At 41.8% G+C, this 23,431-nt stretch carries 19 protein-coding genes and 2 pseudogenes; 14 read left to right on the top strand and 7 right to left on the bottom strand.

What is annotated here, in order from left to right; translation table 11 throughout:
* The first annotated feature begins 8 nt into the window (after positions 1-8).
* Complete coding sequence (locus tag BCU68_RS04955; protein WP_102563689.1) at positions 9-410, top strand: hypothetical protein; 402 nt, start codon at positions 9-11, stop codon at positions 408-410.
* A gap of 330 nt (positions 411-740) precedes the next feature.
* Here BCU68_RS04955 and BCU68_RS04960 read toward each other — a convergent pair whose 3' ends face one another.
* Positions 741-1,325, bottom strand: coding sequence for a methylated-DNA--[protein]-cysteine S-methyltransferase (locus tag BCU68_RS04960; RefSeq protein ID WP_102563690.1), 585 nt, complete (start codon positions 1,323-1,325; stop codon positions 741-743).
* Between the two features lie 503 nt (positions 1,326-1,828).
* On the opposite strand from BCU68_RS04960, the gene modA reads away from it, so the two are divergent.
* The 3 genes from modA to modC are packed head-to-tail and all read left to right on the top strand — an operon-like array spanning position 1,829 to position 4,540.
* Positions 1,829-2,560, top strand: coding sequence for a molybdate ABC transporter substrate-binding protein (modA, locus tag BCU68_RS04965; RefSeq protein WP_102563691.1), 732 nt, complete (start codon positions 1,829-1,831; stop codon positions 2,558-2,560).
* 55 nt (positions 2,561-2,615) lie between these two features.
* Positions 2,616-3,293, top strand: a complete 678-nt coding sequence (gene modB, locus BCU68_RS04970; protein ID WP_102563692.1) for a molybdate ABC transporter permease subunit — start codon at positions 2,616-2,618, stop codon at positions 3,291-3,293.
* Positions 3,290-4,540 carry a molybdenum ABC transporter ATP-binding protein gene (modC, locus tag BCU68_RS04975; protein WP_198591682.1) on the top strand — a complete coding sequence of 417 codons (1,251 nt, stop codon included), beginning with the start codon at positions 3,290-3,292 and terminating at the stop codon, positions 4,538-4,540. The genes modB and modC overlap by 4 nt, the downstream gene beginning before the upstream one ends.
* Positions 4,541-4,634: 94 nt before the next feature.
* Here modC and BCU68_RS04980 read toward each other — a convergent pair whose 3' ends face one another.
* The 3 genes from BCU68_RS04980 to BCU68_RS04990 form a co-directional block, all read right to left on the bottom strand.
* On the bottom strand, positions 4,635-5,189 hold the full coding sequence (locus BCU68_RS04980) for a nitrogen fixation protein NifQ (RefSeq protein ID WP_102563693.1): 555 nt from the start codon (positions 5,187-5,189) through the stop codon (positions 4,635-4,637).
* A gap of 347 nt (positions 5,190-5,536) precedes the next feature.
* Positions 5,537-5,923, bottom strand: coding sequence for a hypothetical protein (locus BCU68_RS04985; RefSeq protein WP_102563694.1), 387 nt, complete (start codon positions 5,921-5,923; stop codon positions 5,537-5,539).
* 221 nt (positions 5,924-6,144) lie between these two features.
* Complete coding sequence (locus BCU68_RS04990) at positions 6,145-7,041, bottom strand: LysR family transcriptional regulator (RefSeq protein WP_102563695.1); 897 nt, start codon at positions 7,039-7,041, stop codon at positions 6,145-6,147.
* A 218-nt stretch (positions 7,042-7,259) separates the two neighbouring features.
* Here BCU68_RS04990 and BCU68_RS04995 point away from each other — a divergent pair, with 218 nt between their 5' ends.
* From BCU68_RS04995 to BCU68_RS05025, 7 genes are all read left to right on the top strand, one after another.
* On the top strand, positions 7,260-7,979 hold the full coding sequence (locus BCU68_RS04995; RefSeq protein ID WP_102563696.1) for an SDR family oxidoreductase: 720 nt from the start codon (positions 7,260-7,262) through the stop codon (positions 7,977-7,979).
* 372 nt (positions 7,980-8,351) lie between these two features.
* Positions 8,352-9,914: a polysaccharide lyase family 7 protein gene (locus BCU68_RS05000; RefSeq protein ID WP_102563697.1), complete on the top strand. Its 1,563-nt coding sequence runs from the start codon at positions 8,352-8,354 to the stop codon at positions 9,912-9,914.
* 312 nt (positions 9,915-10,226) lie between these two features.
* Positions 10,227-11,498, top strand: coding sequence for an L-methionine/branched-chain amino acid transporter (yjeH, locus tag BCU68_RS05005; RefSeq protein ID WP_102563698.1), 1,272 nt, complete (start codon positions 10,227-10,229; stop codon positions 11,496-11,498).
* A 246-nt stretch (positions 11,499-11,744) separates the two neighbouring features.
* A complete protein-coding gene (locus BCU68_RS05010; protein WP_102563699.1) occupies positions 11,745-12,986 on the top strand; it encodes an efflux RND transporter periplasmic adaptor subunit in 1,242 nt (413 codons plus the stop codon).
* Positions 12,987-12,988: 2 nt separating this feature from the next.
* Entirely contained in the window at positions 12,989-15,025 is a 2,037-nt protein-coding gene (locus BCU68_RS05015; protein ID WP_102563700.1) for a MacB family efflux pump subunit, read from the top strand.
* Between the two features lie 11 nt (positions 15,026-15,036).
* Positions 15,037-16,470, top strand: coding sequence for an ATP-binding protein (locus BCU68_RS05020; protein WP_102563726.1), 1,434 nt, complete (start codon positions 15,037-15,039; stop codon positions 16,468-16,470).
* A 23-nt stretch (positions 16,471-16,493) separates the two neighbouring features.
* Positions 16,494-17,204 carry a response regulator gene (locus tag BCU68_RS05025; RefSeq protein WP_102563701.1) on the top strand — a complete coding sequence of 237 codons (711 nt, stop codon included), beginning with the start codon at positions 16,494-16,496 and terminating at the stop codon, positions 17,202-17,204.
* A 272-nt stretch (positions 17,205-17,476) separates the two neighbouring features.
* Here BCU68_RS05025 and BCU68_RS05030 read toward each other — a convergent pair whose 3' ends face one another.
* Positions 17,477-17,746, bottom strand: coding sequence for a DUF1640 domain-containing protein (locus BCU68_RS05030; RefSeq protein ID WP_070965044.1), 270 nt, complete (start codon positions 17,744-17,746; stop codon positions 17,477-17,479).
* A 760-nt stretch (positions 17,747-18,506) separates the two neighbouring features.
* Here BCU68_RS05030 and BCU68_RS05040 point away from each other — a divergent pair.
* Entirely contained in the window at positions 18,507-19,505 is a 999-nt protein-coding gene (locus tag BCU68_RS05040) for a hypothetical protein (RefSeq protein WP_133126127.1), read from the top strand.
* A gap of 285 nt (positions 19,506-19,790) precedes the next feature.
* Complete coding sequence (locus BCU68_RS05045) at positions 19,791-21,326, top strand: hypothetical protein (RefSeq protein WP_102563704.1); 1,536 nt, start codon at positions 19,791-19,793, stop codon at positions 21,324-21,326.
* Between the two features lie 245 nt (positions 21,327-21,571).
* On the opposite strand, the pseudogene BCU68_RS05050 reads toward BCU68_RS05045, so the two are convergent.
* Positions 21,572-22,059: pseudogene (locus BCU68_RS05050) on the bottom strand (hypothetical protein); the annotation flags it as partial.
* 31 nt (positions 22,060-22,090) lie between these two features.
* Positions 22,091-22,650 (bottom strand): annotated as a pseudogene (locus BCU68_RS05055) (chromosome partitioning protein ParA).
* 592 nt (positions 22,651-23,242) lie between these two features.
* On the opposite strand from BCU68_RS05055, the gene BCU68_RS05060 reads away from it, so the two are divergent.
* Complete coding sequence (locus BCU68_RS05060) at positions 23,243-23,431, top strand: hypothetical protein (protein ID WP_198591683.1); 189 nt, start codon at positions 23,243-23,245, stop codon at positions 23,429-23,431.

Consider the following 23,431-nt stretch of genomic DNA (forward strand, 5'->3'; position numbering starts at 1 on the left):
TAATAACAATGAAAATTCTATATATTGTTCGTGGCCCATTTGGTACTGGTAAAACAGAATTTGCCAACACGATTAGTGAAAATGTTGTTTCTTGCTGGGACTATTATGCAAGATATGGTAAAAATAAATATGATGAAAAATTAAAGAGTCATGCTGATGAATATTGTAGGGAATCGGTATTAAATTTAATGCAAGAAAATGTTGATAAAATTGTTGTTACTAATTCATTCTCTAAAAATAGTGACTTAGATTATTTTTACCAAATATCTAAAAATCATGGCTACGATGTATTTAGCCTTTTTATGGATAACAAAGATTCAACTAAATATAAACGTGATGCACCTGAAGATGTTGTTCTTAAACAAATAATTAATCTTAAGAATAACATTGCATTTCATCAAAGCTTCTAGTATTTAATCACTTAATATTTATTCTTTTCAGATTGAGTCATAGTTCCTTCCATTATTTAGAGGGGACTATGACAAAGAAACAGTATTATTAGAACGTATACTTATTGTTAACTACATACATGAAGTATATTACCTTGTGCTCTTCGACCTATATATCTCAAAGTTAGGTTGTTTAACACAACGCTTATTAAGCGTTATAATGAATTCAATCATTATTGTGCGTTATTTCCTGCTTCCCACTATTGTTGAGCGGTGGGATGGGTTTCATGTGTGGAATCTGAACAAATTATTTTATCAGGCATCAGCAGACGTAAGCTAATAGATATGGGACTATTGTCGTTCTTTATTGAGTAATATTTTCTTACGCTCCAGTCCCCATCGATAGCCTCCTAAAGAACCATCACTTCTCATGACTCGGTGACAAGGAATGAGAACCCCAATCGGATTTTTACCACAGGCAGTGCCAACAGCTCGAACTGCTTTGGGGTTGTTGATGTGGGCAGCAACTTCTCCATAGCTCATGACAGTCCCTTCTTTAATGGTTAGCAAAAACTGCCATACCTTAAACTGAAATTCTGTCCCTACAATATCCAGTGGTATATCGGGTCTAGCTGCACCTTGAGTGATATGCTCATCAAGTTCTATCATCCAAGTATAGAGTTCAGGAGTATCTCGCGAAGCGGTGAATATGAGTTTTGCATAAGGAAACTCTGCAGATAAAAGGCTAAGCAAAGTATCTTGAGTGTCTGCAAATTGTACTGAGCATACCCCCTTATTCGTTGTTGCCATTACCATGTGCCCAAATATGGACTCACGAGTGGCATAATGGATCACTTCATCTTTAATACTTGAGCGATAGGTGTGGGTAGACACGCCTAACTCTCTTACTGTCTCACTGTCTGATTGTTCGGACATAATATACTCACAGTTTAATTCTAATAGAGCAACCTCAGCACATTTAGGTTGATGGTATGACCTGATTTTGCGGAATACGCTTTAGTCTTGACTGATCCGCTACTTTAATATGGCGCAACTTTGAACAATTTTAAAGTTATCGTTCTGATTACTAATTCATGTACGAGTTGAATTTATCCATCAATGATCTGCAAGATATTGGTCTATAGGCCACTAATTTCCTACGTTATGTTTACTCCCCCCCATATTGATGGCGCTGTGATTGTCCGTTGTACGACAAAATGTCAGTTAATCACTCGTTTACTGCGCTCTAAATATAACTATTTAAGTTTAAGCTATTGATTTTAAGTATTTTTAATTGCTAGTTTGCGTTGGCTCACTCTTTGCAGCTTATTCTAAATATTGATAGCGAAGGTAGGTGTAATTGAAGGTTTTTTTTTTGTGTGGTTACGCTCTTAAGTGAAAATATCTTTACCTATAACAGTGCAGAGTGAATGTTTTATATGAAAAAAATATTATTAATAAGTGCGTTATGTGTTTTCCCTGTACATGCCAATGTGCTAGTTGCGGTGGCAAACAACTTCTACCTACCATCTCAAAAGCTTGTCGAGGCATTTGAAAAGAAGACCGGTGAAAAGGTTGAAATTAGCACAGGATCAACAGGGCAACTTTATGCGCAGATAAAAAATGGTGCACCGTTTGATATTTTTCTCGCAGCGGATCAAGCAAGACCAAAAGCTTTACACGACGAAGGTTTGTCATTTGAACCGAAAACCTATGCTCAAGGCGTCTTAGTTCTGTGGTCTCCACAAGCGGATTTAGTCGATAGTCAAGGGGATGTGCTTGCCGGTGAGGACTACACCTACATTGCTGTTGCAGACCCTAAGTTAGCCCCTTATGGTGCGGCAGCGATGGAGGCGCTGGATCATATGGGCGTTCAAGAAGCGGTGACATCAAGGCAAGTTGTTGGTAAGGGTTTAAACGCGACTTATCAATATGTTGATAGTGGTAATGCCCAACTCGGTTTTTTAGCCTATTCACAGGTGATTGCTAAGGTTAAGCAAAATCAGGGTTCATTTTGGAAAGTGCCAGAGGATTACTATCGACCAATCTTGCAAGATGCTGTGTTAATCAAAACGGCAGCAGATAATAGTCAAGCGGTGGCATTTATGGATTATTTATATTCAGATGAAGGACGAAAACTAATATCAGACTATGGCTACAGTGTGCAGTAAACCTTAAGGCTGAATCAAGGTAGATCATTGCTCATCATGCATCAGAGAGGAAGGTATGGATTGGAGTGTCGTTTCATTAACATTAAAACTCGCATGTACGGTAACTGCGGTGTTGCTGTTGATTGCAACACCGATAGCATGGTGGTTGTCGCAGACATCATCAAAGTGGAAGGGAGTTGTTTCAACAATATGCACTATGCCAATGGTGTTACCCCCAACGGTATTAGGTTTTTATCTACTGGTTTTGATGGGGCCAAATGGACCACTTGATGCAGTTTTTAACTCGATGGGCATTCCAAGGCTCCCTTTTTCATTTATAGGAATAGTCATCGCCTGCACCGTCCACTCTCTTCCTTTTGTAGTTCAGCCTCTGGAAAATAGTTTTAAAGCGATAGGTAAGGGTCCTTTAGAGGCAGCTGCGACATTGCGCTGCCCACCACTTAATGTCTTCTTTGAGGTGGCAGTACCGTTGGCATGGCCTGGCATATTAAGTGCCGCAATCATGGGTTTTTGTCATACCCTCGGTGAGTTTGGTGTTGTTTTGATGGTTGGAGGAAATATTCCTGGTCAAACTCGGGTTCTATCTGTAGCCATTTATAGCCATGTAGAGGCAATGGAATATGGACAGGCACATCTACTAGCCGGTGGATTAGTGTTAATTTCGATGCTTGCATTATTAATGATTCATGCCATACAAAGCTATGGTTCGCAGTTACGAGAGGAGCGAGCATGATGAATTTACATACGGATGTGTTCCCTATTTATGAGTTTCCTACCAATACGGCGATCACTCCGCAAGTCGCGAGCCAGCAGGGTTGGTCAGATTGTCTACGTATTCAAGTTGTTCAGTCTTATCAGGGTTTTAAGTTAGATGTTGATCTCAAGATCCCTATGCGTGGCGTTACCGTATTATTTGGAGCGTCTGGTTGTGGTAAAACGACCTGTTTACGAGCACTCGCGGGATTAAATCGATTTGATAGCGCGAATATTTCCTTTGGTAAAGAGGTTTGGCAAAATGCTGATGATTTTGTTCCTGTACACCAAAGAGATATTGGTTATATTTTTCAAGAGCCTGCATTGTTTGCACATTTGTCGGTAAGAGATAATCTTCGTTTTGGTATGAAACGTATTGCTAAAAGCGAGCATAGGGTCGATATCGATGAATTACTTGTGCTGCTCAATGTTTCTCACCTTCTGGATCGCCGCCCAAGTGGGCTATCTGGAGGGGAAAAACAGCGTGTCGCCATAGCTAGAGCCTTGCTTACCTCTCCACGTGTATTACTGATGGATGAACCTTTATCTGCGCTTGATAGCCGAATTAAGCAAGAGATCCTTCCTTATCTAGAGCGATTGCATCAGTACCTACAAATCCCAATAGTGTATGTCACCCACAGTGTAGAGGAGCTAACTCGACTGGCTGATCACCTCGTTCTATTAAATGAAGGTTCCGTCATGGCACAGGGGGATCCAGCAACACTGATTATGTCAGCTAAATATCAATCAATCTTTGGTCAATCTGCAGGGGTGCTACTCAATGTGTGCCAAGCGCAAGAATTGTCTGATGGTTTGACTAAGGTATGGTGTGGTGATGATCCTCAGAATACTGTGGCGCTTTGGTTAGTCGATGATAGAGGGCTAACGCAAGAACCAGCATGCCGTGCTGATCGCTTATCACAAGATAGGTATCGATGCCGGATCTTAGCGACTGATGTCAGTATTGCCCTGGAAAAACCAAAAAAATCGTCGATTATAAACCTATTACCGGCACAAATTATTGCTATTAATGATGTGAACAATGGCAATGATACAACCCAAGAGCAGGAGACGGTGAGTAGGGGAGTTGCTGAAGTATTACTGACCCTTGAGCTTACCAATGGTGACGCATTGCTTGCACAGATCACAGCGGCTTCATTACGTCGCTTATCTTTGCAGGTAGGAAACAATATATGGGCGCAGATTAAGGCTGTCGCAGTGTTGTAATTCCCTGTTTTCATGTGAGGTCAGGCGAGTTGATAGGGGGGAGTTTACTTGGTTCCCCCTTTTTATATTTGTTTAATATCGTTATGGATGGTCTCTATACGACGAAGCATTCACTATGAGAACTGCATTGGTCACAACTCGGTGCACGACAGATGTAATCACCATCACGCTGACATAACTGCAGGTAGAAAAATCGTTTCCAACGCATATTATTGGTGTTCGATGCATGAAGGGTAGGAAGATAAATCTTGATCATCGTTGATAGGTCTGCACGACTGTTCATACCCAGATCTTTCCAGAGGTGTTGATTACCCAAGCTAGCACTCGCAAGTACCTGACAGAACGGCTCACCGTGCTCAGTGTTTGAGTTCAGATGCTCGAGAAACAGCGTCTTGAGTGCCAGCCATTCATCTTGTTTTAACTCTTGGAGTGTTGCTCTTAATTCGGTTTGGTTTTGGTGACGGTGTATATCTAATTCATGGCATGGTGGCTTTACCAATTCAAAGCGATAGATGAGTTTCTGTAAAGTCTCATTGGATACGCCGAGCATTGTAGGAAGCGCTGTCTCACACCGCCAGTAATGGTTATAAATACTTTGCCACAAGCCTGAAAGCATTTCATGTTGTGGTGTTGAGCTGTTTTTAATCAATCTTTGTCCCTTTTGTCGTATGCGTAGCAATAGAGTTGGATTGGCACCTACTAAGATATCTCAATCAGAACTCGTTGGAAGTTAACTGACAATACCTTAGACAGCCGTCGTTATTATTTGGTATTGCAAATAACGCTCCATATTTTTATTGCTATTAATCAGCCAATAAAAGGGGTTTGTTGTGTTTTCTACATTAAGTTTGCTTTGAATTGTTCGGTTTACGACAATCCATGTAACAAGAAGGTCAGTCGATTAACGTCAGTTTATTTAAATTAAAATAGTGGCTAAAAAGAGCAGGGATGACCGGAGTAAACAGAGTTAGCTTGCTCCGGTAAACTTAAAAGGGGTTAAAAATAAACGCGGAAGCCTGCTTTTGCTTCAAGCTCAAAGGCCAACTCATCTAAGTATAATGCTGGAGCTAAATCAACATAAAAGCCTACAGGTTTAACACGAAACTCTGCCCCTATCCCTGGCGTAATTGCGATGTTATGTTTATTTCTATCAATATACTGACCGCCGATAAATAGGTATAGCGGTGTGTTTTGTACTGCATAAGTTTTATTAGCAGCGATACCAAAGTTATCTTCAAGACTGATGTTAAATCGGTAACTGTTGTGTTTAATATCGATCCCACCAAATGGGTCACCAACAACGAGGCCTACACCCGTTTCAGCACTTGCGGCCAACGGTGTAACTAGGCCTAAAGCCAACATAAGAGTGATTATTCTTTTCATTTTATTCCCACAGCTTTATAAAAACGGGCACACTACAGGAGTAAACCAGATATCGTGTCAATAAAATCAAGTATTCACGGACGTTTTACACTTCTGGTTAGGTTTTATTCAAACATGACTTTTCGTTGATAATTGGGGCAGGGAGGTAGATTGCTTATAACGTGGTAGCTTATTTAAAAACGAGTAAAAACACCTCATTTACTATCTACCGAGGGAAATATTTACATCTGCTCAAAGCGATCTTTCACAAAGTCAATGAAAGTTCGAATTCGGCTTGGTTGATAGCGGTCTCGATGATAGATTGCTGAAAAGTCGACCTTAGGCACCACCCATTCTTCAAACACTTGCAGCAGTTGTCCGTCATTCAGTTCTTGTAGGCAATAAATGGTTGGAACACGAATAATTCCGTTGCCCGACTTAGCGCCTTGCACTAATACTCGACCATTTTTACATTGCATCCGCCCCGTCACATGCACATCGACTGTTTTCTTGGTGTCGTCCAGTGCTTGAAAACTCCACTTACGCACCGAACCCGTCAAGCAATCATGATGGATGAGATCTTTAGGATGGTTTGGCTTCCCTTTACGGGCGAAATACTCAGGGCTGGCCAGTGTTCCCATTTCAATATCCAATAACTTTCTCGCGATAAAGCCCGCATCTTCTAAACTCCCCATACGAAAAGCGATATCGAATGCACCTTCAATCAGATCGACTCGATTACTACTGAAATCAAGGCAGATGCTGATATCTGGATAGAGTTGCATGAATTCATTGACCAGTTCCGCAATGATCACCTCTCCAAGGTAACCACCGACACAGTTTACTTTGATGTCGCCGCGCACTTCTTCTACATTATCTACAGCAGCAATTAGAGCTTGGTCTATATTATTTAGCGCTTGCTCACATCTGGCATATAAGTCTTGCCCTGCATGCGTTAGCCTTAAGGTTCGAGTCGTGCGAATAAACAGCGTCACCCCCATCTGTTTCTCTAGGCTACTTACTTGGCGTGACACATGGGAACGAGAAACATTAAGCGCCTCCGCTGCTTTAGTGAAGTTACCTAAACGAGCAATAAGCACGAAAGAACGAATATCAGATAGATTAATTTGATTGAGCATAGTCGCCAGCTTACTTGTAAACTTACAAAGTTATAAAATGAACGTATTTATTGTTGCACCACAACAACAGTGTTTCAAGTAAAGTGCTATATATCAACAATGCAATTTTCCTTAATATACCTCCATCGCAACGAAGCAAGGCAACAAGCACTTGATTCGAATGCACTTAAACAATACGTCGTAGCCAATCGATGCAATAAAAGTACAGAGGAAATAAAATGAAAAAACTAATCGTAATTACAGGTGCAAGCTCTGGTATTGGTGAAGCAATTGCTCGTCGTCTAAGTGATGAAGGTCACCCTCTGCTACTTTTAGCTCGTCGTGTTGATCGTCTTGAAGCGCTGAAGCTACCAAACTCACTGTCTGTGAAAGTAGATGTAACAGACAAAGCGTCTTTTGATGCGGCAATCGCACAAGGTGAAGCGAAGTTTGGCCCTGTCGATGCGCTTATCAACAATGCTGGTGCAATGCTTCTTGGTCAAATCGATACGCAAGACGCGCAAGAGTGGAAGACAATGTTCGATGTGAACGTGATCGGTCTTTTAAACGGCATGCAGTCTGTTCTTGCTCCTATGATGGAACGTAACACTGGTACTATCATCAACATCAGCTCTATCGCGGGTAAGAAAACATTCCCAAGCCATGCTGCTTACTGTGGTACTAAGTTCGCGGTTCACGCTATTTCTGAGAATGTTCGTGAAGAAGTGGCGGCTTCAAATGTTCGTGTTACGACTATCGCACCGGGTGCTGTAGAAACTGAGCTTCTGTCTCACACAACATCTCAAGAGATTAAAGACGGTTACGATTCTTGGAAAGAAGACATGGGTGGTGTATTGGCAGCGGACGATATTGCTCGCGCTGTCTCATTCGCTTACCAGCAACCACAGAATGTATGTATCCGTGAGATCGCCCTAGCACCAACTAAGCAACAGCCATAGTAGCGAATCATCACGCATATATTTGTGAAGTATAAATAAAAGCGCCACTACTCAAAAAAGTAGTGGCGCTTTTGTTTTGATTAAGTCTTAGTATCCACTTTAGATACCGAATGTAAAAATAAGATGGAGGTCATGTTATTAGGACGATAGGGCAAATATAACAAGATCATATTCTCATTTATGGATGCTTAGCCTATTTGTAGTATTAAAATATGTAATTATGTTTCAAGACAAATGGGGAGCATAGTCCTCGCCAACATCAAACGATGTATTAAAACATTGGTGGTATTTTCACATGATACCAACCTAGAAAACACATTTTATTATTACAAACTTTTGCTCAGATTTGAGTACGATTAGGTGAATAAACTAATGAAAAAAACATTTCTCAAAACTTTGCTAGCGTCTTCTGTTGTTGTCGCTGTTGGCTGTGCATCTACCTCTGCACCTGAATTTCCAAACAACAAAGAAACAGGCGTTGCAATCCTAACTCCAGTCGCTCTTACAGCATCAAGTCACGATGGTAATGGCCCAGACCGCTTATTTGATCAGGATCTAACCACACGCTGGTCTTCTGCTGGTGAAGGCGAGTGGGCAATGTTGGACTATGGTTCAGTGCAAGAATTTGACGCTGTTCAAGCTGCATTCAGTAAAGGCAACGAGCGCCAATCTAAATTTGATATTCAAGTTAGTGTTGATGGCGAAAACTGGACAACAGTACTAGCGGATCAAATGAGTTCAGGTCTTGCACTTGGTCTAGAGCGTTTCCAATTTGAGCCAGCAGTTAAAGCTCGCTATGTAAAGTACGTTGGTAACGGTAACACCAAGAGTGGTTGGAACAGTTTAACGGAACTAGCTGCGGTTAACTGTAACGTTAACGCTTGCCCTACTAGTCACATCATCACTCCAGAAGTCGTTGCAGCTGAAGCGACTATGATAGCTGAAATGAAAGCTGCAGAGAAAGCACAAAAAGAAGCACGCAAAGACCTACGTACTGGTAACTTCGGCGTAGCTGCTGTTTATCCTTGTGATACAACGGTTAAATGTAGTACCCGTGAAGCGATTCCACAAGTGACTGGTCTACCAGCGACACCTAAAGCTGGTAATGCACCTAGTGAGAACTTTGACTTAAGTCATTGGTATCTATCTCAACCATTTGACCACGACAAAAATGGCAAGCCAGATGACGTTTCTGAGTGGAACCTTGCAAGCGGTTACCAACACCCAGAAATCTTCTACACTGCTGATGATGGCGGTCTAGTATTCAAGTCTTATGTTAAAGGTGTTCGTACATCTAAAAACACTAAATACGCTCGTACCGAACTTCGTGAAATGATGCGTCGTGGTGACCAGTCTATTAAAACGAAAGGCGTTAATAAAAATAACTGGGTATTCTCTAGTGCTCCTGAAGCGGACCTAGAAGCTGCTGCTGGTATTGATGGCGTTCTAGAAGCAACGTTGAAAATTGACCACGCAACAACGACGGGTAACGCGAACGAAGTAGGTCGCTTTATCATTGGTCAGATCCACGATCAAAACGATGAGCCAATTCGTCTGTACTACCGTAAACTGCCTAACCAAGCAACAGGTGCTGTTTACTTTGCACACGAAAGCCAAGATGCAACAAAAGAGGACTTCTACCCTCTTGTTGGCGACTTGACGGCTGAAGTTGGCGAGGATGGTATCGCTCTTGGTGAGAAATTCAGCTACCGTATTCAAGTCGTTGGTAACGAGATGACAGTTACACTAATGCGTGAAGGCAAAGACGACGTTGTACAAGTCGTTGATATGAGCGAAAGTGGCTATGATGCAGGCGGTAAGTACATGTACTTCAAAGCTGGTGTTTATAACCAAAATATCAGCGGTGATTTAGACGATTACTCACAAGCAACGTTCTACCAGCTAGACGTTTCTCACGATACTTACACTAAGTAATACCAACACTTACTGAACATGACATTAGCAAAGACGATGTCATGTCGGTGAGTTTAGAGTATAAATATAGAATCGGAAGCCATTTATGGTTTCCGATTTTTTGTATATCTAGCCTGGTAGGCAAGTGAAATACGCCTCTGTAGGTTCGAGGTAGCTTAGTGAGTAAAACCGTTGATATAAAAATCATTCGTGAGCCGATTATATGCTAGGGCGGTAAAGTAAATCCGAACAAGTGACTGTTTTATCTGGTGATGGTCGATTTGTAAGCACGCGTTTGTTAAGCTCGCACAAAACAGTCATTAGGATGGATCCATGACCAACAATGCTAAACTCAGTATATTCCAAGGCGCTAATTTACTTCTTTCTGCGTTATTGGGCTCGAGTATCCTTATCATTCCCGCATTAGCAGCAACGGAATCAGGTATCTATTCATTGCTTGGCTGGGTATTGATTATCCTAGTCATGATCCCTATCGTCATCACCTTCACAGGCCTTGGGCGTGAATACCCGCACGAGGGAGGCACAGCGCATTATGTTAGTCATGCTTTTGGTCAGCCAGCGTCAAAAGCTATTGCGTGGTTATACCTTGCTATCGCACCGATTGGCCCGCCTGTTGTTTTTATTACTGGTGCGAGCTATCTAAACCAACTCATCGATCTGCCAGGTATTCCTTCATTATCACTTGAACTGATTATTTTACTGTTGATCACTGGAATGAACTTTGCACACTTGAAAACATCAGCTCGTTTTCAGAGCTTTATATCCTGGGGGCTCATTATTACGATCCTTGTGGTGACGCTGATGAGTCTTGGCAAAACTAGTCCTACCATTGATATCGCAGCCAATAATCCTTTTTCTGCTACAAAGCTTGGCGCATCGATAGCGATTATGTTTTGGTCTTTCGTTGGCATTGAAGCGATTTGCCATGTCGCAAATGAGTTTAAGAACCCTAAACGAGACTTCCCTAAAGCCGTTGCGGTTGGCGTTGGTGCTGCCGCTTGCCTATACATATGCGTAAGTTACGCAGTGATAGTGCACAATGCGTATGGCAACGAAGCAAGTAATCTTAATTCAATCACTTATTTGGCAGAAATTGGTCTTGGGTCAATGGGGAAAAAACTTGTCGCGCTTCTCGGATTTCTTGGCTGTTTTTGCGCAGTCAATCTGTACGTGATGAGCTTTGTACGTATGCTGTATAGCTTATTTGAACGCCATGGTGAGCAACATATACTCCGAAAAAAGAGTACATCGGGAACTGCCGTTGTTGCCCTGCTGCTTATTTCAACAAGCATTGCCATCGTTCTCATCTTATGCGATAGCTTGAACCTCTCTTTTGAGGTACTCCTAAGCATCGCTAATGCCATGTTTGTGATTATCTATCTAGCAGCAAGTCTTTCTGGGCTACGGTTATTAAGTGGTATTCCACGTATTGCCGCCGGATTAGCGAGTATTTTCTGTCTAGCCATCCTTTTTAATACTGGGATCTCGGGCTTGAGCGCCAGTATTATTCTATGTGCTTTGTTTCTTTATTTTAATATAAGTAAATCTCAGCGTCGCCGCACTGTAGTGAATAAGAGGATTTGACCAGTTACATGCAGGCTAGTTGTCTGGTTTCAATAGTTGAAGGGTAATCCGAAAAGTCAGAATTCCCACGGTTGTGGCTAGTTACTTTTCTTATCACCACACAATCACCACACAATCACCACACAATTCAACCTAATCCAACAAAAATAACTTATTATCAGTTACTTATGATGATGTATTGTCTCAAAATTCCCTCACATTTTTCAGTTATCCTAACGACAGTTAAAAAATTGGGAAAACTTGTGCATGAAAAATATCAAACGTTTAGTGACGATCACTCTACTTGTTGTCGCTACCGGTGCCGTTGCCGCTTATTTTTATATGAAGAACGACGCCTCAACCGTGGCGTATTCTACGGAGCCTGTTCGCATCGGGAATATTGAAGATGTGGTGCTAACTAACGGTGTGTTATACCCGTCCAAAATGGTGAACGTTGGGGCCCAAGTATCCGGAAAGTTAGCGTCGATTGCCGTTTCGGTTGGCGACAGGGTTGAAACGGGGGCTCTCATTGCGCAAATTGACAACCTTTCTCAAGAAAACGCATTAAAAGAAGCTCAAGCATCATTGACCAATATTAACGCTCAATATCAAGCGAAAGTCGCGCAAATTCATCAATCAGAACTCTCTTTTGAAAGGCAGAAGGTGATGCTTGAAAAAAATCTCACCTCTCAGTCTTTGTATGACGCTGCGGAAGCGGAACTTCTTGTTTATAAATCGGAATTAGACCAACTGGTTGCTGAAAAAGAGAAAGCGCTGATCAATGTTGATGATGCCCAGTTGGACTTAGGCTACACGACGATTGAGTCACCCATTCATGGCACTGTTGTTTATGTCTCTGTCGAAGAGGGGCAAACCGTTAATACAAACCAGTCAACCCCTTCCATTGTGGAAGTGGCTCAACTCGATGTTATGACGATCAAGGCACAAGTATCTGAAGCCGATATTATTCACATTGCGACGGGGCAAAAAGTGTACTTTTCGATTTTAGGCGCGCCACAACACCATTTTTATGGTGAACTGAAATCAATTGAGCCTGGCCCAACCCTTTTGACTGGCGACGATAGTAAGCTAAACATTGGTGATAATGATGCTATTTATTATAACGCGTTATTTGATGTCGATAATACGGAAGGGTTGCTGCGCTTTGGTATGACAGCGCAAGTCTCGATCGTACTCGATGATGCACAAGACACACTATTGGTTCCATCTCAAGTCCTGACTAAAAAGCTTCCTGGCAAGAATCGTTATCGTGTCCCTGTTTTAGTTGAGGGCGTATTAGAGATGCGAAATGTTGAGATTGGCATCAATAATAAAGTGTATGCACAAGTTCTGAATGGGCTAGAGCTAGAAGATCAAGTTGTTATTGGTCAAGCGAACGCCAAATCGTCATCAGGTTTTGATATGTCATCGACATTAGGATCTGAGAAAGGTGGTCGTGGTAATGGAGGTCCTGGAGGTCGCGGTCAAGGTAACGGCGGGAGACCTTAGTTATGAGTGACGTTCTATTAGAAATTTCAGGACTCAGTCGTCGTTTTCCTGCAGGTGATGATCAGTTAACGGTATTGAACAACGTTAACCTAACCATACATCGCGGTGAAATGATCGCGATAATGGGTGCATCGGGTTCGGGTAAATCGACGTTAATGAACATTTTAGGTTGCTTAGATACTCCTAGCGAAGGAACTTATCTTGTTAATGGTCGAGATACATCAGTAATGAACCCTGACCAATTAGCGCAATTACGCCGTGACTATTTTGGTTTTATATTTCAACGTTATCATTTGTTAGATGATCTTACTGCTATCGGTAATGTTGAGATCCCTGCGCTTTACTCGGCCGAAAATAAAGCGTCCCGCCAAGCGCGAGCTAAGCAGCTGTTAAAAAGGTTGGGGCTAGCGGAGCGAATGGATCATAAGCCAAGTCAACTTAGTGGTGGGCAACAACAACGAGTCAGTGTCGCCCGCGCTTTGATCAATGGCGGTACGGTGATCCTTGCCGATGAACCCACCGGGGCTCTGGATAGTCATAGCAGTAAAGAGATGATGGACTTGCTTCGCGAGTTGCATCAACAAGGGCATACTATTGTTCTGGTTACTCATGATCCTAAGATCGCCGCCTCTGCGGAACGTGTAATCGAGATCTCTGATGGAGAAATCGTGAGTGATATAACGAGCGATGCCAGTAACGATAACGCCTCAACTGAACATTCAGCGACAGTTCATTCGGCAGTGGTTAGTTCGAAAGTAGCTAGGTCGGCCACGGATGGTTCGTCGACAAGAATCGAAGAGAAACAAAGTGTCAATAAACCTGTATCAAAGCCATTTTCTGCACAGTGGTTCAGCGTTGTTGAAGCGTTCAAAATGTCGCTATCTGCAATGGGAAGCCATCGACTAAGAACGTTTCTGACGATGCTGGGGATCATCATCGGTATTGCCTCTGTGGTGTCCGTTGTCGCGATTGGTAATGGCTCTCAAGCTCAGGTGTTGTCACGAATGGCTTCAATGGGCACTAATACTATTGAAATCAAACCTGGTTCTGGGCTGGGCGACCGACGTGCTGGGCGAGTGAGAACCTTGACAGCAAGTGATGCAAACGCTTTAACGAATCTCTCCTTTGTTGATAGTGTGACACCGACTGTACGTGTGAATGTGGCGGTGCGCTATGGTAATGAGGCGGTAACAGCAGAAGTGCAAGGTGTTGGTCCTGACTACTTTCGCGTTCGCGGTTTTGAAGTCGCACAAGGGCAGCTATTTGATGACGGGAGTATCGATGCACTAGAGCAAGTGGCGGTTATTGACAACAATACCTTGAATGACCTTTTCCCTGATGGCGAAGCACTTGGCAAAGTCATCTTTTTAGGTCGCTTGCCAGTGCGTATTATCGCGGTTACTGAAGCAAGAGAAATGGCGTTTGGTAATAGCGATGCTCTGAATGTTTGGCTACCTTATAGCACGGTAAATTCTCGTATTTATAGCCAAAATTACGTTAATGATATTACGGTCAGGGTGAGCGATGAAGTATCCAGTACCGCTGCAGAGCAAGCGATTATTAATTTAATTAAAATGCGCCATGGTGTGGAAGACTTCTTTACCGTCAATACGGATACGGTCAGAGAAAATATTGAACAAACGTCATCAACGATGACCTTACTTATTTCGGCTATTGCCTTTATTTCATTGGTGGTAGGTGGCATCGGTGTTATGAACATCATGTTGGTGTCGGTAACTGAACGAACGCGAGAAATCGGCATTCGCATGGCAGTTGGAGCAAGGCAAGCGGATATTCTAAGACAGTTTTTAATAGAAGCCGTTTTAGTGTGTTTGTGTGGTGGCGCTTTGGGTATAGGGTTAGCTTACGCTGTGGGCTTGATTGTCTCATCGACGAGCAGTGGTTTGAGTCTAATTTATTCGACTAACTCAATTATTGCCGCCTTTACGTGCTCAACACTGATTGGGGTTCTGTTTGGCTTCTTACCGGCCAGAAATGCAGCAAGATTAAACCCTGTAGATGCGCTATCTAAAGGATAAGGAAATAGATGTTGAAAGTGAATTTTAAGCTGAAGATCATTCATAAGTTCTTTCTAGCATTTTGTATTACAAGCTTTTTGGCTGTGTGCATTATGCTCGCACTGATCATGCAAAATCTGTCAACAGGTTTTCATGATTTCATTAAAGAAGCGGAATCGAGCTATGTAGAACAAGTCAGCCAAAAATTAGGCGAGTTTTATAAAGAAAATGGGACGTGGCAATCGTTAAAAGGCGATGACAACCAATGGCGACGCCTCGTTGGCACGAGAAGAGCGAGTGAGGATCATACGTCGTTATCTGTACCGACAGATACAACAGGAATAAGCCAATTATTGCAAACACAGCGAAGGCTCAGTTTATATGATGTGAATAAAACGGTTGTGGTTGGCCGCTCTCAAATGGATCAAAGCCTGTTAACTCGAGCCATAGAGTATGAGGGTAGCGTGATTGGTTGGTTAAGTTATGTGCCATCACAACTTGCCGATCATAGCCCTGCGAATGTATTTTTGGCTGAGCAATATCAAAGTTATGTCTCTATTACGCTCGCCGTCATTGTCCTCGCGTTTGTCACGGCCTGGCTTTTCTCTCGTCATTTGGTTGCGCCCATATTTAGGGTTAATCAAGGTACGACTCAATTAATTCAGGGTAAACTTGCTACAAGAGTGGTTAGCAATAGCAACGATGAGTTAGGTGTCCTAACGGACAATATAAATATTCTGGCTCAGACGTTGGAGAAGAACAAAACGGAACGTTCTAAATGGATGTCAGATGTTGCACACGAACTGAAAACACCCTTAACCGTTGTTCGAGGGCAACTCAATGCAATTCAAGACGGAATTTTTAAAGCAGATGAAAAGCGTTTACAGGTGATGATTGACCAAATAGATGGAATGAGTCATTTGGTGGATGACATTTATCAATTGTCCATTACCGACATTGGTGGGTTGTCATACAAAAAAAAATTATTTAACCTCGTTGAACTCCTTAAAGATATCTTACTTGGCTTTAAGGTGAAAACCGATGAGCTTGGGTTGGCATTACATTGTGATGCGCTGTATTTGAGTGAGAATGCTGAGTGTTTCGTTATCGCAGATAGAGATCGTTTGACGCAGTTGTTTATCAACATATTGGAAAATAGCTGTCGTTATACCGACGCACCGGGAAGTATTGCTTTATCACTTAGCAAAGATAAAAATAATGTTGAGGTGATTATTGAAGATACATCGCCATCGATACCTGAAGGTGATTTCACTCAAGTATTTGAACGCTTTTATCGAGTAGAACAATCTCGCAACCGAGAGCATGGTGGCTCTGGTATTGGTTTAGCATTGTGTCAGCAAATTATCGAGGCGCATCAAGGCACTATTTGTGCTAAAAAATCAGATCTGGGCGGTGTTAAAATGATGATAACCCTACCGATCCATCACCATACTGGCTCACAATAAGATTTCGATTGAGGAAAGAGAGAATGAAGACGCATATTTTGATTGTGGAAGACGAGGAATACATTGCCGAAGTCTTGATCGCGTATTGCCAAAATAGCGGCTTTGAAGCGACACACCTCGCGTCGGGTGCGAATGTTGTTGAGACGGTGAAATCGCAGACGTTTGACTTAATGTTACTTGATTTAATGCTGCCAGATGTAGATGGTGTGGAAATATGCAAACAAGTACGTCAGTTTTCTCAATTACCTATCATAATGGTGACTGCAAAAAGTGAAGAGATTGACCGATTAATTGGTTTAGAGTTCGGAGCTGATGATTATATCTGCAAGCCATTTAGCCCTAGAGAAGTGATTGCGAGGATCAAAACGGTACTGCGCCGAATTCAACCAAACCCATCGTCTAACCGCTCTTATCAACCAAGCGCTGAGTTAGTTTTGGGACAATTTGTATTAAAGCCTGATGAATATGAGGCCCGATTTGGTGGCTGCTTTCTCGACTTAACGCCCAAAGAATTCATGTTACTTCGCTTGCTAGTGGAGCATCCGGGGCGAGTGTATAGTCGTGATGATATTCTCAATGCGCTTTACAGCGACCTTGCCGATGTATCAGACAGAAATATTGATACCCACATAAAGAACATCCGTAAAAAAATACATGCTGTGGCACCAACAGCAAACCCTATCCGTTCGGTTTATGGGGTAGGCTACAAATTGCTGCATGAAACACTGAAATAATCAGTGTATATAGCCAGTTAGGTATGGTTAGGATAAGTTTGCAACGCAGAGAGGAAGTACACTTGACTGCAACTCAAGCCTACGAGAGGTCGACATCAAAAGAGATCTACACCATCAATATGGGATGATAAGTACACGACTCCCAATACTTGTCGTTATTCATAGATTGCTAATTTAGTGAGAGCGCTAAAACGAAAATGCCCCATTCCTTCTTTCGACCGATTAGCCATGACTTTTCCCTCTTTAAGAGCCGACCCGTAGGGCGACTATGGTTAGCCTAAGAAAATGTATTTAAGGGCTGCGATAAGTACCGCCACACCAACACCGAACATGAATTTTTTAATCCATGACAAGTCTGTTTTGATTTCGCTTAAGTCAGCTTTTAAGTCCTTGTGAAGAACTTCAAGATCACTTTTAGTTGCGGCTTCATTGCCATACATCTCACCGAAAAGGTTTACCATTTCTTCGGCTTGCTTTTCATTCATACCCGCGCTTTGTAAACGCTTGATTGCCTTATGTGTATCTAGTGGAATTGCGGTCATCTCGTAACCCTCATTGATTAACCTACGACTTCATTTTGCGCGAATATCGCTCATTGGTCAATGGGTGAATGTGCGATTACTGCACATTTTTTTTGTTCTTGTCGGTGTTTAATACCTTCAATAATTAGCTCTACGGCTGTGCGTCTGGTTCGCCACCAATCATAAAAAGTTCGACGGGGTACATTCGCCAAGTCTGCAACCTCTTTTGCGTCAAGACCTACGCTATCCCGGCAGTATGCTGAAAAGGCTTCTTTCTCTGTAGTTTGTGTCATATATTCCTCTATGTGCGTATATCACTCACATCCAACTACAGTGTGTGTTATTCGCTCAATGCAGTCAAGCAATAGCCTCGCAGAGGAAAGCGAGTATGAAACTTTATTCCTCTCCTACAGGGGTGTTTCAATTTATTTGGCTTAGCAAGCTTTTGCCCCATTCCGTTTGGGCTAGTGCCTCTGTAACGAAGGCTACAATTACTTTTCCTTACTTTTACTTATGTCTCGTGTGTCTGCTGTATCAGATATTTACCACACAGCGACAACTGGATTGTAATAATTGACAGTAAATTGTCCAATTGTCGTTAACGAAGGGTTTGTTAGGTAAATAAGTTTGAAGTGAGTCTTGGTGCTATCTTTTCATTGCCGTTATGCATTTGTTTAATAATGATTTTTTACAAATTAAAACTATTAATTATCTGATTAAACACTATTATTTTGCCTTTAAATGGAGCAATAGTTCCGTAGTCATACCTTTGAGGCAGTTTGTGAAAAATAGTTATTTAGCAATAACGACAGCGGTAGTAATGATGTTAGTCGGGTGCACTGAAGATGATGCTAACGCATACCATAGATATAAGGACTGGAACACAGTTCGAGGAGTTAGCTTAGATAATGCATCGGAGTTCAAGTTCACTTACGATGTAGTTAATGATTACATGTATGTAATTTCACGAACACCTCGTAACATTGGTAGCCATCTCTACAGAGAAGAAACTTACCACACTCCAGAAGGGGCTATTAGTTTTAATTCAGATACAGTGAACCAAGATTGCGACGGGTCTGAAGGTAGTTGTGATGGTAGACAACGATTTGAATTAGCAGACACGAGTGGCGATATAATTATTGCGTACCATAGTGCAAGTGTAGATGGGGGACAAAGTTGGTTTAGAGACCCACTTCACACAAACGCATTCGGTGATGAGCAATATGTCGTTGCAGGAACAACCTATGAGAGTCGTGACTTCGGTCGAACCTGGCTAACAATGCCAATGACTTTGGATGCTGAATACCGATTTTTCAATGGAGAAGATGTTTATGCAGGAACTGTAACAAACCAGGACTCCACCTCTTTTTGGATCACTACAGATAAAGGTAATAACTGGGAAGAGCACACTGAGGTATCAGGCATACCAACGATGCATCCTCTAGGCGACCTTATTGCACTGTTTGACAAGGACGAATCTGTTATCTATTACAGCGAAGATCTTGCCACAACTTGGCACGTTATAGATATTGAGGGTATTGAGCTAAAGTCTCTGTGGACAGACGGTAATAAACTATATTTCCTTGGTGAAAATAATGTTCGATATGCGTCCATTTTAGATGATGGCATGCTTAGTGATCTAGTTCAGCTTGGAAGTACGTTTGACCATTTTGACGGAATTAATGGTGAACCGGTAGTGACCAAATCTATGGAATTCATGAAAGAGATGACTTTCGTCACATTTGCCAATACAAGAGTTGGGATTGCTAACCCAAAATAGAGAGCTTCGGCACTTCGTAACTCAGAAGTGCCCCTTTTCATCAAGTTAGGGCTCCTATCTGTCACACTCTAAGGATAGATATTTGTCCTACTTTTTCATTATGCGTTTAGAAGGCCAGCCGAATCGATACCTAAGTACCACAAATTTGGCGTGTTAGATTAATATATGATAACAGTTTCAATGTGTAATTATTAGTCAATCGGTTTGCTCATGAGTGTAATGTCACAAAATGCGCGCTTTGCTTAATTTATGGTTGCTGGCTCAATAACTATAACGAGCAAAATAATGAAAATTCAATATGCTAAGCACTCAATTTTTGCACTTGCAGTAACATCAATTATTGTCGGTTGTGGTGGTAGCTCTGGTAGCGATGATGGTGATTCAAACTACAAGCAGATAAAATCAAATACAAAGGGCGCTACTGCATTTGCCTTTGTTACAGATAGTGCATCATACTCTGATGAAGTTTCTATCGATGCTATGTCAACCCGCAACGGCGAGCCTTCGCTCACAACGGTCAGTGGTTCTTGTGATGACTTAGTGAAGGTTACTGAAGTTGAGATTGAAGATCCTGATTCACCAGACTCAGAAAACCCTGAATTCATCACTGAAAAAGTGTTTTCTGAGTCTGATAGCAATAACTGTTCTATTAATGAGGTGGTTCCAATGTCAGAGCACCTTATTTTAAGAGGAAACTTTTACCAATTAGCCGATGCTACAGGTAAGGAGATTCATCACTGTTTACTTGTTGCTTTACCATTAGATGAGGCGAATGGCCTTGGTGAGTGTCTTGTCTATGATACCCCAACTGATTATGGATCGTACATTGATGGTGTTAATGTAACTGGAGATGGTAAGGGCTTGCAGATTATGTACCACCATACACCTGATCTTGATAACAATCCTTTAATTTATTTACCTACACTGGCTTACTGGGATAATAACGGCAAGGTCGAAACTCTCTATCAGCAACCGACTGAAGGTGGAGCATCTCCTATTCATACAGCTTGGTCATATGATGGAAGCGAGCATTACTTCACAAAGCATTTTGATGGTCCTAACTCATGGGTTTCCCCTGCCCACATTAATTGCTCTGGTTCTTCATGTGGAGGTCTTGGAATTGATCGTGATTATTATGTGCCATACCATCACTCTCATCGACTGCATAAGAAATTTGTACAATCTGGAGAGTTTGTAATTACTAACCTGAAAGGCTTGGATAATTCAGGTGATGTAGGGTCGGTAGTGCTTAACACTAAGTATATGATGCCATTTTCTCTTACTGAGTTTAGCCTGAATGGTGTCGCTGGTAGTTTAAGTGTTCTTCATCGGCACGAAATTCAACATCAAGATGCTGAAAATATATATTTTTCAGGTGATTTTGATGTGAATTATGGTGCAGAGGGCACAGTATACGGTGGCTTTTTCAAGGTCTCAAAAGCAGACTTAAGTACAAACTTCATCCCGATGGAGCAAATGTTTACCTTCAGTGAATATAGCAAGGTGTACGAGTCTATTGTCGGTGAAACTAACTATGTATTCTTGGAAGGTGGTACTGGGGGTAACATGACTCTCTCTTACTACGATATTAACAGCCTTGAGCATGTTTCTGATAACATTCTAGAGCGGCCAGAGCTCGTAAACTTTGATACCTTTGAGATTCGTCAGTATGTAAGTGGCGTGAAGATTATTGCCTCTAACTTCTTTGGTGAGTCAGCTGAGCTATTTTTTGATCAAGTGACTGGTGAGATCACTAAAGATCCAATTGACCGTCAAGAGATTGGTGGGACGATTCCGCTTTACCCGACATCAGGTATTTAACTTAGACAACTTTACAAAAGGCCTGTGACGCAGGCCTTTTTTGGCAAATAAATGAGAACAGAATATCGTTAATAAGATGATATGCGCCACTGTAGTGAATAAGTTAAGTTGGACAACTTTATGTCTGCTAAACACATAGTTTGCAATATCTGAGGTAATCCGATAAATAACCGTGTTAGTCGGTCCTGTCCACCAACGTTGCAGATCATCCTGAGCCCATACTAAATGTGTTGTGTGATCACCAAACGATTCACGGACGCTTTGATTTTTTCAACGGATTTAGGGTGAGTTAAATATATCTCACTTAATCCATGTCCCATATAATCGGATGAACTTGGGGCTATGGGCGTGTTCGGTAGCGGTACTGTTCCTGTCCCGGTAAAGTTTAAGCCGTTAATGACTAGGTCTGATGTTGATAAAATGTAATCACTATCAGGGCTTAAGGTTGGTGAGGCCGGTGCGATATGAAGAACATGAATGTTATTTGCATCATACCCCGATTGAGAGGCGACGTAGTCGTATGATTTGTTCACCCATAAATTGCCTTGAGAGTGGGCAATATAAATCAGCTTTTTGCCTTTCCATGTATTGGGTGATGCCAAGGGTAGACTTTATTTTCTGTTGACCAAGCAAAGCTTGTCTTTGTGATGTTGCTACGCCATTAAAAAACAATAGTGTAACCTTCAATTTTGCATCTATTGGCGTGAGCATTCGTTACCCACAGCAGAGCAATGAGCCATACACTAGATCATTTATTCACAATATTACGCCTCCGCTGGAAGGGATACACTGTACGCCCCATCTTGTAAGCGATTGTATGACAAAAAATGCATAGTACGGGCTTTGGTGTTGTAGGTCAGTGCCCTTAGTGTTTTTGAGGTGTTTATATTGTCATCGATATCGATACCAACAAATTTTTTACAGGCAAGGACTTTTTCATATTCATCGCCCATCCGCCATGCTTTCACCACGTTTTCATCACTGTCGTCATTCCAGTCATGATACAAGTTTATTTGGAATTGGCGAGCATTTTGCTTTATTGCATTGCGCACCGGATCGGTGACTTCCAAAAGATTGATGAAATTTTCAATGTCGTCACGTATGCCGTCGTTATTTTCATCCGGCCCTGTTAGTGAATCGCTGCGGTCAAGGGTGTGTTCGAATCGGTCATACAGCACTTTAAATTGGTCATCAATGGTAGGTTGCTGTTTGAGAGTTTGAGTTAATTTCGATGTATCAGTTGGCGTTGATGGTGCTGACTCTGAGTTGGAAGTTTTGCATCCAGAAAGGGTAAAATAAATAAACTGACGATTATTTGTTTCATTTTAGTTTCCGGCAAATTTTTGACACCATCAATTATTCATTAGTTCGGATAAAATGCAATAATAACCATCAATTAGAACAGTATTTGTTGTGCCTAGATAGCCAGACAGTACATTTTTACTTATCGCGCTAGCTCCCTTCTATTCACTTTGCAATACCTGTCGTTATCCATGATTTACTAATTTAGTAAAATTGCTGGCTCACTTTCTGCCCAGAAACTTGTTTCATCTGATCACCTCTAACTAAGTTACCCACTACAGTATATAGAGCACATACCCATTATATTATTGCATTAGGCTGGCTCGCAGTGCTTGTTGCTTATCGTTAACTATCATCTTCAATTGTTCTCAATATGCTTGACCTGCCTCCTACACATAGGTTTTAAGCTACGGCTAACACATCATTGATGACGAATTGAAGGGGATTATTAGTTGCTGTAACAAAACCTCGAACGATAGGAGTAGTGCTCCTAAATTGTTGCTTAAACTGTTTATAGGGCTATTTGTTATTATACCTTTAATCGTTTTTAATTTTGGGTAGCGACACAAAACTAAAAAAGTTTTATATGCACTGAATCTTGAGAGGAATTGGGTATGTTGACCGATAAAATTGCAGAAACAAAGCAAAAGACCGAAGAGCATCCAAGTCATTTAGCTACCATGGAAGCGACTTACACTGAGTGGGGTGAAAAACCGGATATGGTACCCAACGGAAAAGCACTGTGTTGCTTAATTGAGGATTGGTCTGAAAAGCACCATCAAGAATTACCCGAGGAAAACTAA

It is taken from the genome of Vibrio sp. 10N.286.49.B3 (assembly GCF_002873395.1).
Classification (GTDB): Bacteria; Pseudomonadota; Gammaproteobacteria; order Enterobacterales; family Vibrionaceae; genus Vibrio.

What these genes read in the sequence shown, in the direction of transcription:
- BCU68_RS05000 (WP_102563697.1), top strand. Translation starts at nt 8,352, where the DNA reads ATGAAAAAAACATTTCTCAAAACTTTGCTAGCGTCTTCTGTTGTTGTC.
- BCU68_RS05025 (WP_102563701.1), top strand. Translation starts at nt 16,494, where the DNA reads ATGAAGACGCATATTTTGATTGTGGAAGACGAGGAATACATTGCCGAA.
- BCU68_RS04995 (WP_102563696.1), top strand. Translation starts at nt 7,260, where the DNA reads ATGAAAAAACTAATCGTAATTACAGGTGCAAGCTCTGGTATTGGTGAA.
- BCU68_RS04990 (WP_102563695.1), bottom strand. Translation starts at nt 7,041, where the DNA reads ATGCTCAATCAAATTAATCTATCTGATATTCGTTCTTTCGTGCTTATT.
- BCU68_RS04960 (WP_102563690.1), bottom strand. Translation starts at nt 1,325, where the DNA reads ATGTCCGAACAATCAGACAGTGAGACAGTAAGAGAGTTAGGCGTGTCT.
- BCU68_RS05045 (WP_102563704.1), top strand. Translation starts at nt 19,791, where the DNA reads ATGAAAATTCAATATGCTAAGCACTCAATTTTTGCACTTGCAGTAACA.
- modC (WP_198591682.1), top strand. Translation starts at nt 3,290, where the DNA reads ATGATGAATTTACATACGGATGTGTTCCCTATTTATGAGTTTCCTACC.
- modB (WP_102563692.1), top strand. Translation starts at nt 2,616, where the DNA reads ATGGATTGGAGTGTCGTTTCATTAACATTAAAACTCGCATGTACGGTA.
- BCU68_RS05015 (WP_102563700.1), top strand. Translation starts at nt 12,989, where the DNA reads ATGAGTGACGTTCTATTAGAAATTTCAGGACTCAGTCGTCGTTTTCCT.
- BCU68_RS05030 (WP_070965044.1), bottom strand. Translation starts at nt 17,746, where the DNA reads ATGACCGCAATTCCACTAGATACACATAAGGCAATCAAGCGTTTACAA.
- BCU68_RS05010 (WP_102563699.1), top strand. Translation starts at nt 11,745, where the DNA reads ATGAAAAATATCAAACGTTTAGTGACGATCACTCTACTTGTTGTCGCT.
- modA (WP_102563691.1), top strand. Translation starts at nt 1,829, where the DNA reads ATGAAAAAAATATTATTAATAAGTGCGTTATGTGTTTTCCCTGTACAT.
- BCU68_RS04955 (WP_102563689.1), top strand. Translation starts at nt 9, where the DNA reads ATGAAAATTCTATATATTGTTCGTGGCCCATTTGGTACTGGTAAAACA.
- BCU68_RS05060 (WP_198591683.1), top strand. Translation starts at nt 23,243, where the DNA reads ATGTTGACCGATAAAATTGCAGAAACAAAGCAAAAGACCGAAGAGCAT.
- BCU68_RS04985 (WP_102563694.1), bottom strand. Translation starts at nt 5,923, where the DNA reads ATGAAAAGAATAATCACTCTTATGTTGGCTTTAGGCCTAGTTACACCG.
- yjeH (WP_102563698.1), top strand. Translation starts at nt 10,227, where the DNA reads ATGACCAACAATGCTAAACTCAGTATATTCCAAGGCGCTAATTTACTT.